General features: G+C 33.9%; 19 protein-coding genes. 8 read left to right on the plus strand and 11 right to left on the minus strand.

The window, feature by feature from the left end; all coding sequences use genetic code 11:
- The 4 genes from ACM6UH_RS11845 to nagB form a co-directional block, all read right to left on the minus strand.
- On the minus strand, positions 1 to 1,365 hold the full coding sequence (locus ACM6UH_RS11845; RefSeq protein WP_048787552.1) for an AMP-binding protein: 1,365 nt from the start codon (positions 1,363 to 1,365) through the stop codon (positions 1 to 3).
- Positions 1,366 to 1,746: 381 nt separating this feature from the next.
- Positions 1,747 to 2,295: a 6-phospho-3-hexuloisomerase gene (hxlB, locus tag ACM6UH_RS11850; protein WP_002484088.1), complete on the minus strand. Its 549-nt coding sequence runs from the start codon at positions 2,293 to 2,295 to the stop codon at positions 1,747 to 1,749.
- A 1-nt stretch (position 2,296) separates the two neighbouring features.
- A complete protein-coding gene (gene hxlA / locus ACM6UH_RS11855; protein WP_011303783.1) occupies positions 2,297 to 2,929 on the minus strand; it encodes a 3-hexulose-6-phosphate synthase in 633 nt (210 codons plus the stop codon).
- Positions 2,930 to 3,048: 119 nt separating this feature from the next.
- Entirely contained in the window at positions 3,049 to 3,777 is a 729-nt protein-coding gene (gene nagB / locus ACM6UH_RS11860; RefSeq protein ID WP_047502850.1) for a glucosamine-6-phosphate deaminase, read from the minus strand.
- Between the two features lie 380 nt (positions 3,778 to 4,157).
- Between nagB and ACM6UH_RS11865 the strand changes: the two genes are divergently transcribed.
- The 4 genes from ACM6UH_RS11865 (at position 4,158) to ACM6UH_RS11880 (ending at position 6,859) form a co-directional block, all read left to right on the plus strand.
- A complete protein-coding gene (locus ACM6UH_RS11865; RefSeq protein WP_002484091.1) occupies positions 4,158 to 4,523 on the plus strand; it encodes a YojF family protein in 366 nt (121 codons plus the stop codon).
- A 12-nt stretch (positions 4,524 to 4,535) separates the two neighbouring features.
- Positions 4,536 to 5,201 (plus strand): bacillithiol biosynthesis deacetylase BshB2, encoded by a 666-nt coding sequence (bshB2, locus tag ACM6UH_RS11870; protein ID WP_002484092.1) that lies wholly within the window; start codon positions 4,536 to 4,538, stop codon positions 5,199 to 5,201.
- Positions 5,202 to 5,215: 14 nt separating this feature from the next.
- Positions 5,216 to 6,094 (plus strand): GTP cyclohydrolase FolE2, encoded by an 879-nt coding sequence (folE2, locus tag ACM6UH_RS11875; protein WP_002484093.1) that lies wholly within the window; start codon positions 5,216 to 5,218, stop codon positions 6,092 to 6,094.
- Between the two features lie 426 nt (positions 6,095 to 6,520).
- Positions 6,521 to 6,859, plus strand: coding sequence for a transcriptional regulator, SarA/Rot family (locus ACM6UH_RS11880; protein WP_011303786.1), 339 nt, complete (start codon positions 6,521 to 6,523; stop codon positions 6,857 to 6,859).
- Between the two features lie 73 nt (positions 6,860 to 6,932).
- Here ACM6UH_RS11880 and ACM6UH_RS11885 read toward each other — a convergent pair whose 3' ends face one another.
- From ACM6UH_RS11885 to tadA, 3 genes are all read right to left on the minus strand, one after another.
- Positions 6,933 to 7,499, minus strand: coding sequence for an NADPH-dependent FMN reductase (locus tag ACM6UH_RS11885; RefSeq protein WP_041079781.1), 567 nt, complete (start codon positions 7,497 to 7,499; stop codon positions 6,933 to 6,935).
- A gap of 18 nt (positions 7,500 to 7,517) precedes the next feature.
- Positions 7,518 to 8,390 carry an HAD family hydrolase gene (locus tag ACM6UH_RS11890; RefSeq protein ID WP_011303788.1) on the minus strand — a complete coding sequence of 291 codons (873 nt, stop codon included), beginning with the start codon at positions 8,388 to 8,390 and terminating at the stop codon, positions 7,518 to 7,520.
- 100 nt (positions 8,391 to 8,490) lie between these two features.
- Positions 8,491 to 8,982: a tRNA adenosine(34) deaminase TadA gene (gene tadA / locus ACM6UH_RS11895; protein WP_047502853.1), complete on the minus strand. Its 492-nt coding sequence runs from the start codon at positions 8,980 to 8,982 to the stop codon at positions 8,491 to 8,493.
- Positions 8,983 to 9,046: 64 nt separating this feature from the next.
- Between tadA and ACM6UH_RS11900 the strand changes: the two genes are divergently transcribed.
- Positions 9,047 to 9,664 (plus strand): deoxynucleoside kinase, encoded by a 618-nt coding sequence (locus tag ACM6UH_RS11900; RefSeq protein ID WP_002484098.1) that lies wholly within the window; start codon positions 9,047 to 9,049, stop codon positions 9,662 to 9,664.
- A complete protein-coding gene (locus tag ACM6UH_RS11905) occupies positions 9,657 to 10,319 on the plus strand; it encodes a deoxynucleoside kinase (RefSeq protein ID WP_002484099.1) in 663 nt (220 codons plus the stop codon). The genes ACM6UH_RS11900 and ACM6UH_RS11905 overlap by 8 nt, the downstream gene beginning before the upstream one ends.
- Positions 10,320 to 10,391: 72 nt before the next feature.
- Here the strand turns inward: ACM6UH_RS11905 and ACM6UH_RS11910 are convergent, their stop codons facing one another.
- Positions 10,392 to 10,781, minus strand: a complete 390-nt coding sequence (locus ACM6UH_RS11910; RefSeq protein WP_048787550.1) for a hypothetical protein — start codon at positions 10,779 to 10,781, stop codon at positions 10,392 to 10,394.
- 85 nt (positions 10,782 to 10,866) lie between these two features.
- Positions 10,867 to 11,559 (minus strand): HAD family hydrolase, encoded by a 693-nt coding sequence (locus ACM6UH_RS11915; protein WP_011303792.1) that lies wholly within the window; start codon positions 11,557 to 11,559, stop codon positions 10,867 to 10,869.
- A gap of 218 nt (positions 11,560 to 11,777) precedes the next feature.
- On the opposite strand from ACM6UH_RS11915, the gene ACM6UH_RS11920 reads away from it, so the two are divergent.
- Together ACM6UH_RS11920 and ACM6UH_RS11925 are read left to right on the plus strand one after the other, a co-directional pair.
- Positions 11,778 to 12,002: a hypothetical protein gene (locus tag ACM6UH_RS11920; RefSeq protein ID WP_047502859.1), complete on the plus strand. Its 225-nt coding sequence runs from the start codon at positions 11,778 to 11,780 to the stop codon at positions 12,000 to 12,002.
- 46 nt (positions 12,003 to 12,048) lie between these two features.
- Positions 12,049 to 12,267, plus strand: coding sequence for a hypothetical protein (locus ACM6UH_RS11925; protein WP_047502861.1), 219 nt, complete (start codon positions 12,049 to 12,051; stop codon positions 12,265 to 12,267).
- An 88-nt stretch (positions 12,268 to 12,355) separates the two neighbouring features.
- Here ACM6UH_RS11925 and ACM6UH_RS11930 read toward each other — a convergent pair whose 3' ends face one another.
- Positions 12,356 to 13,432, minus strand: coding sequence for a branched-chain amino acid aminotransferase (locus ACM6UH_RS11930; RefSeq protein WP_002484104.1), 1,077 nt, complete (start codon positions 13,430 to 13,432; stop codon positions 12,356 to 12,358).
- Positions 13,433 to 13,738: 306 nt separating this feature from the next.
- The gene (locus tag ACM6UH_RS11935) at positions 13,739 to 14,701 is read right to left on the minus strand and encodes an NAD-dependent epimerase/dehydratase family protein (RefSeq protein WP_002484105.1); all 963 of its coding nucleotides are present in this window, start codon (positions 14,699 to 14,701) and stop codon (positions 13,739 to 13,741) included.
- Positions 14,702 to 14,758 lie beyond the last annotated feature (57 nt).

The following is a 14,758-nucleotide window of genomic DNA, read 5'->3' on the forward strand; positions in this document are numbered from 1 at the left end:
TTAAAGTGCTCCTTTCATATAACGCTGTTTCATAGTTTCACGTGCAATTTTCCCACTTTGGGTATGTTCCATTTTTTCTATTTTTAACAGTTTGGAAGGTATTTGATATCTCGCTAATCGCTTCGATAAAAATGCTCTTAGTCCGCTGTAAGTCACGTGTTCTGTGCCTGTATATAATAAAACAGCAATTTCTCCAAATTTTGTATGCGGTGCACTAATCACTAAAACCTCATGAAAACTTTCGAAATCTTGTACAGCACGTTCAACCTCTATTGGATAAACATTTCTCCCACCAATAATCATGCGGTCATGCTCACGACCGTGTAAATATAGATAGTTATGGGCATCCATAGATGCAAAATCACCTATGCCTATCCAACAATCACTTTGATGTGCATCATCAACATATCCACTAAAGACCATGTTACTCTTAACTTTTAATTTACCAATACCTTTGTCGTCAGGCTGCTCAAGATCAATTTTCACATTTGGAAATAGCTTACCCGCCGAATGGCTAGGGGCTTCATTATCATAGTTATAACTTATAAAACTTGCTTCCGATGTTCCAAAGAATTCTATTAACGTTGCATTAGGAAAATGCGTAGCAACACGATTTCTCAAACTATAAGGTAATTTATCACCAGTAGAAAAAATATATTTAATTTGTTGTATTTCCAATTGTCCAGATACATAGGCATCTAACATTGTTGGAACTACAAACAAAGCACAATGATGGATTGTATGATTATTTTGCATCATGTCCGCTAATGTCTGAGCATCAAATTGCTGTTGTCCAATAAACGTTCGTCCTGTGTATAGCGCAAAGACACACACAAATAAAGATAATGAATGTGACAAGGGGCCAGGTGCAATCATAGTATCTATTTCAGTTTTCATTAATTTTTCTGTTTCTTCATAAGAATATATCCAAGATAATTCATTTCTATAATAAGCTTTAGGCAAACCTGTCGTTCCAGAAGTAAAGCCAATATGTAATACATCTTCGTGCCACTTGAGTTGTCCCTGTTCATTTTGCATTTTTATCACTTCTAATTCACTATTTATTAAAAATGGGATGCCATAATGATCTATCAGTGTTTTAATCTGTTCTTCTGACCAACGATAGTCCAATATACAAGGAATACATTGATGATGAAGCATGGTTAAATATAATTCTATGGTGGTTAAAGGATCTTCAATTAGTAACCCCACATAACTATATTGTGGTATATGCTGAAACTGTTGTTTATACCATTTCATATTTTGTACTAACCCTGCATACGTTTGTTTATCTCGTCCAAAGTCTAAAGCATATTGATTGGGTTGTTTTTTCGCATAATCATCCATTTTCTTTAATAATTCCACTATGATTCCCCCACTGTTTGTTAACCTTCATAACAAATATGTTAACATTAAAACTGCTAAATAGCATGAATCTTTCCTTGTGGTAAATATGAACTTATATTTTCCATTTTCACCTCAATTAAGCGTTCATTTGGGTAATGATAAGTCAATATTCGAATTACATTTCATTAATTATGGGGAGTCATCCCATTTTGGTAATCAACCTAAAATAACCACTCTAAACCGTTGCATTTGTGTCACTAACTTGCAAAACGATTAAATACAAAATAGTAATTAAAAATTGTTTAAACCTGAGCATAAAAAAAGTCGACAAAGCATTTATAACTTTGTCGACTCTCGAAAATCTAAGCAACACTGCTTAAATTTTTAATCGCTACTCAATTATTCTAAATTAGCGTGATTTTGTTGCATTGTTTCTTCATCCACGTTCAGTTCAGACATTAAATCTAAAACAATACTATCTAATAATATCTGTGATGCCTGTTCAAAAAGACTACCTAAAGGTTGCGTTGATCCCTCAGCATCATATTTCGTGCCAGCTGGTAACTCAATCACTGCATTTGCAAGTTTACCAATCGCTGAATTAGGACTTGTCGTTAGTAATACAACTTCAGCTCCAACACTTTTAGCCTTTTCAGTTAAGATACGCAAGTGCTCTGTAGAACCAGAGCCAGAAATAACAACAAATAAATCATCTTTCGTAATCGATGGTGTTGTTGACTCTCCGACCACATGCGCATATTTGCCTAATTGATTTAAACGCATAGCAAAACTATTCGCTACAAATCCAGAGCGACCTTTACCAGCTACAAAGACTTGGTTCGCTTTGACTACTTGTGCTAAAAAAGCTTCCGCCTCATTATCTCTCACATGTGATAGTGTATGGTCTAATTCATCTAAAATTAAGCGATAATTTGTAATTTCAGTCATATTATCTGCCTTCAATCGCATCTTTACATGCTTTTGCAGCTGCTACTGGATCATCTGCATTAGCAATACCGCCACCTACGACAACTAAATCTGGTTCTTCTGCTACAACCTCTTTAATTGTATCTGGTTTGATACCACCGATAACAGCTACCTTAGAATTATTAATAACTGATTTAACTTGGCGTAAGCTTTCTAATGGTGATTCACCTTCAGCTTGTAAATCATAGCCAGTGTGTACAGCAATATAATCTGCACCTAATTCATCTAATTCTTTAGCACGTTTTTGTAAATCTTGTACTGCAATCATATCCACTAATAGCTCTTTGCCATTTTTATGCGCCTCTTCAACTGCACCTTTGATAGATGCATCTTCAGCAACACCTAAGATTGTTACTACATCAGCACCAAATTTAACTGCTTGGCTTACTTCATAATCTGCTGCATCCATAATTTTTAAATCTGCTAAGACTTTTACGCCATCAATATTATCGTTTAGATATTGTACTGCTGGTAAACCTTCGTTAATCACAATAGGTGTACCAATTTCTACGATATCTACATAATCTTTTACTTTATTTGCAAGCTCTGCCGCTTCTTCTTTATTTAATAAATCAATTGCTAGTTGTAATTCCAAAATGATCATCCCTTCTTGAATTAAATTATCAAAGCCATAACATGGCTAAACTTACTGATTACTCATTAAAATCATTTACCTAAAATGTCTACCCGTTTCATAAAATTTAAAACGAATTTCTATAATCGAGGTGCCGCTTCGTCATCAACATATATTTCTACATTTGGATGTGCATGTAATATCGTAGCAGGCACATCGCTGTTCACTTCATTTTCTGCTAATTTTTCAATAGCAGCTCTTTTTTTCTCACCAAAAGCTAATAAAATAATTCTATGCGCTTTTAATATGGTAGATAAGCCCATAGAAACTGCTTGTTTGGGCACATCTACTTCGTTATCGAAATAACGACTATTTGCACTAATTGTACTTTCTGTTAAATCAACGATATGCGTTGCGCTATTAATATCTGTGCCTGGTTCATTAAAACCAATATGACCATTTTCACCAATACCTAGAATTTGAATATCTACTGGACCTTTTTGATTAATCAATTGTTCATAGCGTTTCGTTTCATCGTTTAAATTGTCGGCATTCCCGTTTGGTATATGAAGTAATGATGGATTAAAATAAGGATATTGTTTAAATAGCATCTCATTCATATAACTATGGTAACTTTGCTCATGCTGTGCATCGAGTCCGACGTATTCATCCAAATTAAACGTTTCAATTTCACTAACATCTAATTTGTTTTTTCTTAATAATTGCACCAAAAAGCGATATACGTCTACCATCGTGCCACCTGTAGCTAGTCCTAATTTACTATGATTTTGTTGGCTCATTTGTTTATATAATTCACACGCCACATAAAATGAAGCATATCCGCTTGTACCAAGATTTGTTATTTTCATATACGTGCCCTCCCCGTAAATAAATACAAAACGACTCTAATCTATCCATATACTTACATATACTTACATATACTTACACTTACTTATTATACGTGATTATCTTATTTTTGACAGAAATCGAATTCCTACATCATACTTAACAAAAAATTATAAAATACTTACGATTTATTGAGCATAGAGATACATTTATGATGTACTTTTTAGTAGAATGGAAAGATAATCAAAAATACAATCTTATCTATAAAATTTACTTTTCAGGTAGAAAATGTATAAAAGTCGGTTTACACTAAGATATGGACTGATTTATTAATGAATACGATACCGAAAAATGATTTCAATAAATGAATTTTGTAAAATTAGGTTCTGAAAGCAAGGAGGCAATGAATTTGGAAGAGATCGATTATGACAAAGTACAAACTTTACTTTCATCATATGAGCATAAACCTGTATACCTTCACGTTGAAACGACAAATGGTGCATATGCTGCCCACTTCGACCAACGCGTATTTAATGCCGGTACTTTTTTAAGAAATATTCAAGTTACTTATGAACATGCGCAACTCAAAGGTGGTAACAAAGACCCTTATCGTGTTGGACTCAAACTAAAAGATAATGGTTGGGTTTATGTACAAGGATTAACGCATTTCGAAGTCAATGAAAATGATGAATTTCTATTAGCTGGATTTAATTATGAAGGACAATTAGCCGCTGCCTTAGAAATCAGTACAACACCATTTAAAGCGTAAGGAGGGCATATCATGTCAGAGGAAAGCCAAGTATTAGTCATTTTTCCGCATCCAGATGATGAGTCATTCTCATCTGCAGGCACATTAGCACGATATATTGATCATGGCGTACCGGTTACGTATGCATGTTTAACATTAGGTCAAATGGGCCGTAATTTAGGTAATCCGCCTTTTGCAACACGCGAAACACTTCCGGATATTCGTGAAAAAGAATTAGAAAACGCAATGGAAGCCATAGGCATAACTGACTTGCGTAAAATGGGATTAAGAGATAAAACGGTGGAATTCGAACCCCATGATGAGATGGACGCAATGGTTCAATCGCTAATCGATGAATTACACCCATCTGTTATCATCTCATTCTACCCGCAATTTGCTGTGCACCCAGACCATGAAGCGACTGCAGAGGCTGTCGTTAGAACAGTTGGTCGCATGCCAGCATCTGAAAGACCACGTTTACAACTCGTAGCATTTAGTAATGATGCACCAGAAAAACTAGGTGCCCCTGATATACTAAATGAGATCAGTGATTATAAAGAGGTAAAACTTCGCGCATTTGAAGCCCATTCATCTCAGACAGGTCCTTTTTTAAAACAATTAGCCACACCTGAAGTATCTGGAGAAGCACAAAGTTTCTTAGAAGTAGAACCTTATTGGACTTATAACTTTGAATCTTAAGTGGAGGCAATAGCATGACAGAATTTGACTTATCTACACGTGAAGGTCGTTGGAAACATTTTGGATCCGTCGACCCAATAGAAGGTACGAAACCAACAATAAAAGAAGAAATGAAAGATTTACAAAGCACCCATAAAAACTTCTTATTTGAAATAGAAGAAGTCGGTATTAAGAATCTGGTTTATCCAGTACTTGTTGATCGTTTCCAGACTGCTGGTAATTTTAGCTTTTCAACTAGTTTAAACCTAGACGAAAAAGGGATTAACATGAGCCGTATTTTAGAAAGTGTTGAAAAACATTACCATAACGGTATTGAATTAGATTTTGATGCACTATACCAATTATTACGCAGCCTACAAGAACGTATGAATCAAAATGCTGCAGGATTAGACGTATCAGCAAAATGGTTTTTTGACCGTTTTAGCCCAATAACACAAATTAAAGCAGTTGGACATGCGGACGTCACTTATGGTTTAGCAATTGATAAACAAAATGTGACACGTAAAGAAATTACGATTGAAGCAGCGGTAACGACACTATGTCCTTGCTCTAAGGAAATCAGTGAATATTCTGCACACAATCAACGTGGTATTGTAACTGTGAAGGCATACATTAATAAAGACATTGAGCTGATTGATAATTACAAAGATGTGATTTTAGATGCCATGGAAGCCAATGCAAGCTCTATATTATACCCTATCTTGAAAAGACCGGATGAAAAGAGCGTAACGGAACGTGCATATGAAAATCCTAGATTTGTTGAAGACCTCATTCGCTTAATCGCAGCAGATTTAGTCGATTTTGATTGGCTCGATGGCTTCGATATTGAATGCCGTAATGAAGAATCTATTCATCAACACGATGCATTCGCAAAATTAAAATATAGAAAATAATCATTATGACTTAGCATATGTGTAACCCTCTTGATTCGGTTGCGCATATGCTTTTTTGTCATTTTTCATTTAATTTATTTTCATTCTAAATTCATCTCAATTTTTATCAAAGTAAAATTTTAATATGTTATGTTAAAATTTACACCCTAAATTTTGCAATAATATATTAATATTAAAACAATAGATATTAATAATTAAATTTCGCTGATGTTCTATAGACAATTTCCATATTAAAATTATTATGGCAGTATTTCTATCTCAATTTAATCATACAAATTGTTGATAATAATAAAATGGATTATGACCAAACATGGCATCTCCTTTTCTAGGAAAACTAATCCATTTTCCTAAAATTACTTATGAAAGCAAATGCGTTATGACTCTATACATTCATTAGCGGATTTAAAAAGAAATGAGAGGTTAGATATGAATACAATTTTATATGAAAAAAACAGAAACATCATAAAAAAGGCAATCAAGAAAGATTTAGGTTTAACATTTTTAGAAATTATTATTTTAGAACAATTGAAATACCTAAACAAAGAAAAAATTGATGCGGTCGAACTTAAAAGACATTTGAACATTGACAATACACCGATTTCGATTCAAATAAATAACCTGAGTAACTTCGGTTTATTTACAAAATCACGCGATGAACATGATGAACGACGCATCTATTTACATAGTATTGATTTTGACAAAATCACTAAAATTATACGACAGTATCATTCGATTGTTTCTAATATCTTAAAAATAAACAGTTAATCAAAAGCGCCTATAGATTACCTATATCTGATAGATAACCTATAAGCGCTTCTTTGTTGCTTATTGAACTGACTTATTTTAAATGTTCATATGGACTGTTTTTTACAAATGAAATAATTTGATCTACAAATAAACGCGCACGTAATTGAAATTCTTCATTAGCTAAATAATATGTACCATCGTCTAATTTTTTAAAATCCGTATCATGTGTAGCAATTTGTGTAGGTACTGCAATACCTAATAGCGAACGTACAATTAAACGTAAATGTGACAATGGTTCAGAACTGACAATACCACCACTATTACCTATTAACCCTACTGGTTTCATTTTAAAATCATCCATTGTTAAATGGTCTAAAGCATTTTTTAAAATACCTGAGTAAGAACCGTGGTAATTGGGACTACCTAGTACGAAAAAATCAGCTTCTCTTGCTTTAGTTTTCAATGTTTGTAAATTATTTTTATAACTTTCACTTGGATTAGATGCTCCAGAAACATCAAGTTGGTGGATAGGTTGCTCCGCCAAATCAAAAATTTCAACATCAAAGTCATGTTCTTCAAAATGACCTTTCAAATATTGAGATAGTGCTGTTGTATGTGACCCCACTTTAGCACTACCAACTATAATTAAACCTTTCATTTATTACTTCACCTCATACTATTTTTTGTTATTTTCTTGAAGTAGTTTCATAATCGCTTTACCGACACCACTTTCTTCATTTGAATCCGTTGTGTACGTCGCGACTGCTTTTACTTCTGGTGCTGCATTTGCCATAGATACCGAATAACCTACTCGCTCTAACATAGAAATATCATTCATGTTATCTCCAATGGCCATTACGTTTTCCATATCAATATTTAATCGCTCAGCAATTGTTTCCAATGCAATGCCCTTTTGAGCATCTGAATGTGTGATTTCAATATTACCTCTAGATGAGGATGAGATGGCAAGACTTTCTGATTGTGCTAATTTTTCACTCACACGATCAATCTTTGCTAAATCACTATCAAATGCCAATATTTTCATCACAATTTCACCCGGTGTATCCTCAATTTTGTCATAATTATCTACAACTTTTAATGTGCCATTATCAATACGCTTTTGAATACCTGCTTTAATCTTTTCAACATCCGCTTTTTGACCTGCACGTTCTGCAATATCGATATAGATTTCTAAGTCTCGTTGAGGATTTTCAGTATAAATACCTAAATTTGTATATACTTGATAATATATATCTTCTGACTTTAACTCATTTGTAATTCGATTATTCAATTCACGATTTAAATTGGATGTACTCATAATATTAAATGATTCATCTCTAACTTCGGCACCATTCAAGCAAATATAAGGTAGTTTTAAATCTGTTTGATTTACCGGAGAATTCGCCTCATAAAAAGCACGCCCTGTTGCTATAACAACTGTAATACCTTGGGATTGTGCATACTTTATAGCTTTTATATTTTCTTCCGATATTTCATGTGCAGCATTTAGTAACGTCCCATCCATATCTGTAGCAATTAAATTTATCATTTGTTTACCTCTTTCTCTTCTAAGATCGATAACACAAAATCAATTATATATGATTCTCATTTGTCATAATTTTGTAACATATTCATATTCTATCAAATGTTTACTTTTTTGTATTATCGGCTGTTCGAATGATTTTTTTATTTTTTCTTATATTTTTAAAAAACGCAGTTAATAACTGACTACAAGATTCTTCTAAAATGCCAAATTCTACTGTTGCCCGATGATTAAATCTTGGTTCTTGCAACAGATTCATTAGACTGCCGGCACACCCACCTTTGGGGTCCTTAGCTCCATATATCACAGAAGGAATACGACTCATCACTATACTCCCCGCACACATCACGCACGGTTCTAAAGTTACATAAAGAGTACAGCCTTCTAGTCTCCAACTTCCTAAAGCAGCTGCAGCGCGTTGAATCGCAATATGTTCAGCATGTGCAGTTGGATTTTGTTCAGATTCACGTAAATTATGCGCTCTAGCAATAATTTCATCATTTTTTACAATAATTGCACCGATAGGTACTTCACCTATATTGCCAGCTTTTTTTGCTTCTTCAATCGCAACTTCCATATAAAATTCATGATTTGTCATGTATCTCACACACCTCACATATGGTACAATATTTATTGTCTATTTTAACATTGGAGCGGTAAATATGAAAAAACAATTTATTGCTGTGGAAGGTCCGATTGGTGTCGGAAAATCTTCTTTAGCACATAAACTTAGTCAAACTTATAAATATTATGAAGAAAAAGAAATTATCACAGAAAATCCATTTTTATCAGATTTTTATGAAGATATTTCCAAATGGAGCTTTCAAACAGAAATGTTCTTTTTATGTAATCGATATAAACAATTTCAAGATCTCGCATTAATTGAAAACGGTATTGTCAGTGATTACCATATTTATAAAAATAAAATTTTTGCAAATAATACCTTAACTACGACGGAATACAATAAATTTTCAAGAATCTATGATATTTTAACCGAAGATTTAGAAATGCCTAATATGATTATCTTTTTAGACGCTGATTTGGCTACACTAAAATCACGTATTGCGCACCGTAATCGGAGCTTTGAACATCAAATTGCAGATGATTATTTATTAAATTTAAAACGTGATTACAATGACTATTACGAATCTTTAAAGAACGATGGTGAACGCGTCATACGTATTGATACGACACACCTTGATTTTATGAAGTATGAGAACGATTATAATTATATTTTAGAATTAGTGAAGCCACTGATTGGAGGACATGAGCATGAATAATTACGGTATCCCGCAAGATGCTGTCATTACTATCGCCGGAACTGTAGGCGTTGGTAAATCAACATTAACAAAAGCTTTAGCAGAGCGCTTTAATTTTAGAACTTCATTTGAAAACGTAGACCACAACCCTTATCTGGATAAGTTTTATAATGATTTTGAGCGTTGGAGTTTTCATTTACAAATTTATTTTTTAGCAGAACGTTTCAAAGAACAAAAACGAATGTTTGAATATGGTGGCGGTTTTATTCAAGACCGTTCTATTTATGAAGATGTCGATATTTTTGCGAAAATGCATCAAGAACAAGGTACGATGAGTCCTGAAGACTTTGAAACTTATTCTGAATTGTTTAACGCAATGGTCATGACACCTTACTTCCCTAAACCAGATGTATTAATTTATTTAGAGTGCGATTATGACGATGTCATCAATCGTATTAAACAACGTGGCCGTCAAATGGAAATTGAAACGGATACCGCATACTGGCAAAAATTATATCAACGTTATGAAGATTGGATTAGCGAGTTTAATGCTTGTCCAGTTGTTCGAGTCAATATTAATGAATATGATCTGCACGAAGATCCTGAAACACTCAACCCAGTTATTGACAAAATTCGCAACGTCATCGAAACATATCGTAAAGTCGATCAACGTTAAATTCAATATATTAAAAGAAAGTCACTCCACTAGGTTTTGGTCGGAGTGACTTTTTATGCGTATAACAGTAAATTACTCAATATGGCTACGGTAAATAATTTTTTCAATTTCATCGTCTGTCACATATTTACTGTAATAATGTTCATCCGTTTGCGCTAAACCAAAGGTACTTGCCTTATCTTGGTCTTCTGTTCCGATATATAGTTGACCTTCCGTATCTTGATACAAATCAAAGATTGCACCACCATATCGCGCTTCTTGATATAATGCGTAAAGCTCATCGATATCATCACGTGCTACTTGTTTAAAATATAATGTATGTTTAGAATGTTTTATTGTTTTAGCTTCAAACCCTATATCTAACGCTCGTTCATCTTCAGTGACCAACACCACGTCATTACTTATCATTTCCACAATTTTAAACGTCTCGCCATGATAATCTGCATACTTCCCATCAATCATTTTGATCACCTCAATATTTAAAATTAAATATTAAAAAAGTCATAATATACGTTAAGCATATTATGACATATTTTAGACACTGCGCCTATTTTTTTAATATTTTTACGATATCATTTGCTGTTTCTACAGTATAATCCGCTTGGGTAAATTCCTCTGCTAATCCTACACCAGTTAACACCGCAACTTTTAATCCGAGCTGTGCATTAACACCCGTTTGCATATCATTTGCTGTATCACCAACGATAGCGACGTCTTCAGGAGCAACATCATATTGATTAAATAATGGATTTAATACTTCTGGATTTGGCTTTTCGACTGCATTCGCTTCGGTTGAAATAATAACATCAAAAAAGTGATTAAATTGAGTAATCTCTAAAAATTGCTCGACACCCTTTTTCGAATCACTTGTAACAATGCCCATTTTATATCCTTGATTCTGTAATGTTTTTAACGTATCCTCGATACCTTCAACCAATACATTTTCAGGCACCCTATTATCTACTAAAGTTTGACTGCGCGCTTGTGCCCATTTTGTGACATCTTGACCAGCAATATCACAAAACGCTTGCACCATTTCATCCAGTGCACCTGAAGCCATGATTGTACCCGGCTGTATTTCACCGTCAACCACACCTAAATGTGCATATGCTGCTGACTTATCATCAATATCTTGATCATACTTTTCCATAAAATCATCTACTAATTGTAGCCCAATCTTCATCCAACTACGATCAAAATATATAATCGTGCCATCTTTATCAAATAAAATCCATTTCATGCTTGAACAGCTCCTATAATTTCGCTTAATTAAAATAATTCACGCTTTATATTTTAGTACAAAAATGTCACACGAAACAAATATTGTAACTGAATTTGATTTAATTGCATGTATCTGATACTTAACTTAATTTGCGTTCTATACGTATTATGTTATCATAATGTCAAAAAATATAAATTGTGCAAAAACATTTAAATACTACAAGGGGGGTTTTTAAAATGGGTTACTTTATAGTATTTGTAATTATTGCAGTATGTATTGGTATCTATTTTTCAAAAAGAGATGAACCCATGTCACCATCAAGTTGGTTTAAAGGCATCGGTGTCATTGCATTTGCCATGGTCATTGTCATTGTCAATGGATTCTATCATGTAGATGACATTAAGCAAGGTGGAGAAAATGGCGTAAAGCAAGCTGAAAACAGAGAAAACACACAAAAGTAACCAGCTACAATTATTTTCATTCGATTAATAAAGGGGTAAGCGTATCATGATTTATGCAATTACTTTTATTATCGTTAGCATTTTAATCGTTATTTATTTTTCGAAAAGGGACAAACCGATGTCACCGTCAAGTTGGTATAAAGGCATTGCCGTCATTATTTTATCCTTATTTGCTGTTAGCTTTTTTGATAGTCTCGATGTATTCATACAAAATTTTAAAGAAGGCATCAACGAAGATGTAGCGAATGACATTTCAAAAAATTAATATCGATTAGCGGCCGTCATTCAAATAGATATCATCCTAAAAAGGTTGGTAACGCGCATGCGCGTTACCAACCTTTTTAGGATCAATTTTAATATCTTGGTACTACGACTCTCCATCCTTGTGGATCATCAAGTTTACCACTTTGAATACCAGTATAATGATCATATAAGTTTTGTGTGATTTCACCAGTTTCATTATTATTAATTACGATTTCTGTCTCACCGTATTTTAATTGGCCTACTGGAGAAATGACTGCTGCTGTACCTGTACCGAATACTTCTGTTAATTCGCCCTTATTGTGCGCTTCAATCAATTCATCGATAGATACTTTGCGTTCTTCCACTTCATAGCCTAAGTTTTGAGCTAACTCAATCACTGTCTTACGTGTGATACCCGGTAAAATACTACCATTTAATTCTGGTGTTACCAATTTACCATTTTCAACGAAGAAGATATTCATACTTCCGACTTCTTCCACGTATTTTTGTTCAACACCATCTAACCAAAGTACTTGATCATAACCTTGAGCTGAAGCGTTAGATTGCGCTAATAAGCTTGCTGCATAGTTACCTGCAACTTTAGCATAACCTACACCGCCGCGTACGGCACGGACATATTGATCTTCGACATAGATTTTAGTTGGGTTGAGTGATGCACCACCATAATATGAACCCGATGGAGATAATATAATTAATAATTTATAAGAGTATGAAGGACGTACACCTAAAATACCTTCTGTCGCAAAAACATATGGACGAATATATAATGATTGTCCTTCACCTTCCGGTACCCAATCACGTTCAACATCTACAAGTTGTTTTAAACCTTCTAATACCACTTCTTCGTCTACTTGTGGCATATCCAAGCGTGCCAACGATTTATTAATACGCTTGAAGTTCTCTGATGGACGGAATAAATCAACTTCTCCATTATGTTTATAAGCTTTTAAGCCTTCAAATACAGATTGACCATAATGAATACCTTGTGCTGCTGGAGAAATTTCTATTGGACCATAAGGTACAATTTTTAAATCATGCCATCCTTGATCGATATCATAGTCGAAACTCAACATATAATCAGTGAAGTATTTCCCGAAACCTAATTCACTTGGATCCGGTTTTTCTTTAAGTGTTTCACGCTGTACAAATTTAATTTTTTCTGACATGACTGCTTCCTCCCAATGTTTATTCTTAAGTATTATATTAAATTATACCAATCCACTAGTCTGTGTTCAATAATTTTCAAAAAATTTCAAATAAACCAACAATATGTATCTTGGATAATCAAACCACTGTCCGTACATTAATTTATGGTTTAATTGCTCGCATTTTGTATTAAAATCGCTGTTATTTAAACAAAAAAGAAGCCGAACCTATAGTCGACATACACTTCGTTAATGTCATCACCTAAAATAGTGAAATGCTTAACAACTGTATATCAAACTATGTCCGAGCTTCAAAAAATGTATGCTTTATTTTACTTCTGCTTTCTCTTTGCCTTCAATAGCATCTAGCATCACTTTAGTCATTGCACTTAAGTCATATTGAGGATTGAAGCCCCATTCTGCTCTCGCACAACTTACATCAATACTATTAGGCCAACTATCTGCGATGGATTGTCTAACCGGATCTACATCGTAGTCTAATTTAAAGTCTGGATAATATTCTTGAATCGCTTCTTTAACCATTTCTGGTTCAATACTCATCGCACTTAAATTATAAGCATTTCGATTAATTAATTTAACGCCGTCTGCTTCCATTAGTTGGATAATCGCATTAATGGCATCTTCCATAAACATCATATCCATAAATGTATCTTTCGCGATAAAGCTTGAGTATTGCCCTTCTCTAACTGCTTTAAAATAAATATCTACAGCATAATCTGTCGTACCGCCACCTGGTTCTTTAATATGTGAAATCAAACCTGGGAATCTAACGCTGCGTGTATCTACACCAAATTTTTCAAAGTAATATTGGCATAGTAATTCTCCAGCAACTTTATTCACACCATACATTGATGTAGGACGTTGAATCGTTACTTGGGGTGTATTAACTTTAGGTGTTGACGGACCAAAAGCACCAATAGAACTTGGTGTAAAGAATTGTAATTTATATTCACGTGCTACTTCTAATGCATTCATTAAACCACCCATATTTAAGTCCCATGCAAACAATGGATTTTTCTCAGCAGTTGCTGATAATAATGCAGCCATATGCATCATTGTGTCTGGTTTGAATGATTCAACCAATTCATCCATACGTGCTTTGTCTGTCACATCTAAAATTTCAAATGGACCATCTTTCAATGCAGAGCCTTCTTCAGGTTCTCTAATGTCAGTGGCTAAGACATTGTCATTTCCATATAATGTTCTACATTTTACAACTAACTCAGTTCCAATTTGTCCTAATGCACCAGTAATCATAATTTTTTTCATATTTCTATCTCCCTTGTATATTACAGAAACTGTAATGTATTTCCCTCGTGGACAATA

It is taken from the genome of Staphylococcus sp. LKG4-2 (assembly GCF_050955665.1).
In the GTDB taxonomy this organism is placed as follows: Bacteria; Bacillota; Bacilli; order Staphylococcales; family Staphylococcaceae; genus Staphylococcus; species Staphylococcus saprophyticus.

What these genes read in the sequence shown, in the direction of transcription:
- hxlB (WP_002484088.1), bottom strand. Translation starts at nt 2,295, where the DNA reads ATGACTGAAATTACAAATTATCGCTTAATTTTAGATGAATTAGACCAT.
- nagB (WP_047502850.1), bottom strand. Translation starts at nt 3,777, where the DNA reads ATGAAAATAACAAATCTTGGTACAAGCGGATATGCTTCATTTTATGTG.
- ACM6UH_RS11865 (WP_002484091.1), top strand. Translation starts at nt 4,158, where the DNA reads ATGAATTTGGAAGAGATCGATTATGACAAAGTACAAACTTTACTTTCA.
- bshB2 (WP_002484092.1), top strand. Translation starts at nt 4,536, where the DNA reads ATGTCAGAGGAAAGCCAAGTATTAGTCATTTTTCCGCATCCAGATGAT.
- folE2 (WP_002484093.1), top strand. Translation starts at nt 5,216, where the DNA reads ATGACAGAATTTGACTTATCTACACGTGAAGGTCGTTGGAAACATTTT.
- ACM6UH_RS11880 (WP_011303786.1), top strand. Translation starts at nt 6,521, where the DNA reads ATGAATACAATTTTATATGAAAAAAACAGAAACATCATAAAAAAGGCA.
- ACM6UH_RS11885 (WP_041079781.1), bottom strand. Translation starts at nt 7,499, where the DNA reads ATGAAAGGTTTAATTATAGTTGGTAGTGCTAAAGTGGGGTCACATACA.
- ACM6UH_RS11890 (WP_011303788.1), bottom strand. Translation starts at nt 8,390, where the DNA reads ATGATAAATTTAATTGCTACAGATATGGATGGGACGTTACTAAATGCT.
- tadA (WP_047502853.1), bottom strand. Translation starts at nt 8,982, where the DNA reads ATGACAAATCATGAATTTTATATGGAAGTTGCGATTGAAGAAGCAAAA.
- ACM6UH_RS11900 (WP_002484098.1), top strand. Translation starts at nt 9,047, where the DNA reads ATGAAAAAACAATTTATTGCTGTGGAAGGTCCGATTGGTGTCGGAAAA.
- ACM6UH_RS11905 (WP_002484099.1), top strand. Translation starts at nt 9,657, where the DNA reads ATGAATAATTACGGTATCCCGCAAGATGCTGTCATTACTATCGCCGGA.
- ACM6UH_RS11910 (WP_048787550.1), bottom strand. Translation starts at nt 10,781, where the DNA reads ATGATTGATGGGAAGTATGCAGATTATCATGGCGAGACGTTTAAAATT.
- ACM6UH_RS11915 (WP_011303792.1), bottom strand. Translation starts at nt 11,559, where the DNA reads ATGAAATGGATTTTATTTGATAAAGATGGCACGATTATATATTTTGAT.
- ACM6UH_RS11920 (WP_047502859.1), top strand. Translation starts at nt 11,778, where the DNA reads ATGGGTTACTTTATAGTATTTGTAATTATTGCAGTATGTATTGGTATC.
- ACM6UH_RS11925 (WP_047502861.1), top strand. Translation starts at nt 12,049, where the DNA reads ATGATTTATGCAATTACTTTTATTATCGTTAGCATTTTAATCGTTATT.
- ACM6UH_RS11930 (WP_002484104.1), bottom strand. Translation starts at nt 13,432, where the DNA reads ATGTCAGAAAAAATTAAATTTGTACAGCGTGAAACACTTAAAGAAAAA.
- ACM6UH_RS11935 (WP_002484105.1), bottom strand. Translation starts at nt 14,701, where the DNA reads ATGAAAAAAATTATGATTACTGGTGCATTAGGACAAATTGGAACTGAG.